Origin of the sequence: Massilimicrobiota sp. An80 (assembly GCF_002159255.1) — a bacterium.
Lineage (GTDB): Bacteria > Bacillota_I > Bacilli_A > Erysipelotrichales > Coprobacillaceae > Allocoprobacillus > Allocoprobacillus merdigallinarum.
This window is the reverse complement of the sequence record NZ_NFHI01000111.1, coordinates 1-1,065: the sequence shown is the minus strand read 5'-3', so window position 1 is coordinate 1,065 and position 1,065 is coordinate 1. Positions and strand designations below refer to the sequence as shown.

Genomic DNA, 1,065 nt, shown 5'->3' with positions numbered 1-1,065 from the left:
TGGTCTTATTTATCTGTACATTATGGGTATCCCTGTGTTTTGTTTATGCTTTATCTTTGAGATAAGAGCGACTGAGTCAGATTGATCTTATCTGGGTCAATATGTTCGATTCCAAAGTATCTTGCAACTTCTTTGGAAAACAGCAAAGCGAAGACAAAGAGTGGGGTTTTGTCATTCAGCTTTGGACGAGCATACGAATTAATGTGAGACATCATTAAATTGATGTCTTTTTGCGTATAAGGATCAAATGGTTTTCCTTTGGGTGCGATTCTTCTTATAAATTCATGATTGACTTCACAGTCACCTTTTTCAAACGGAGAGCTGGGGTGACAGTAAAACATATATGTTCTTCTGTTTCCATCTTCATCAAATTCAATGGCTTCTGGATTGGAGAACTCAGGTCCGTTATCTGTGAGAATGACAGGGAAAAGCTTCATGAACATATCTCTTCCAAGATGGTTGTAAATGTCATTGAATATATCAATGACAGACTGTGCATCATTATATTCTCTTCTAAAAGCAATCATAAATGTTGACACTGTAAAATGAACTGTAAGCAGACAGGCTCCACCTTTAGTGCCTTCAACCGTATCAATCTGGACAACAGGCATGTCAGGATTTTCTTCTATAAAATTCTTGAAGTCCTCGTACCTTCTTCCATCCATGCATTTTGAATCAATTTTGTATCTTGAAGGTTTCTTTCTTTTTTTATAGGTTACCTGTCGAGGAAGATCGATGTTTCTCACTTTCAATATGCCAGCATCAATAATCTTATAGAGAGTCTTTTCGCTGAACATGATCTCGTTCTTATGATGAATGTAGACATGATGAATGGATTGACCCTGCTGGGCAATCAGTGGATAGAGCAGCTCATTAAGATGATTGATTTCATCCTGAGTAATAATGATGCCTCTGCGTGATTCAGAAAGCCTTTCTTCATATTTTTTGTTGGCCTCAAGTGCATAATAGATATGCTTTGTCAAAGTACATTTTTTCATGTCAGGACATCCGTTGCAGACATATGGAGGCTTAGAAAGCCTAGGGCATATTTCTTCCACATAGCTG

General features: G+C 37.6%; 1 protein-coding gene. It reads right to left on the bottom strand.

Annotated features, from left to right (window positions below; genetic code table 11):
• Window positions 1–50 precede the first annotated feature (50 nt).
• A partial coding sequence (locus B5G32_RS13540) for an IS30 family transposase (protein WP_087936964.1) occupies window positions 51–1,065 on the bottom strand: 1,015 nt, incomplete at its 5' end.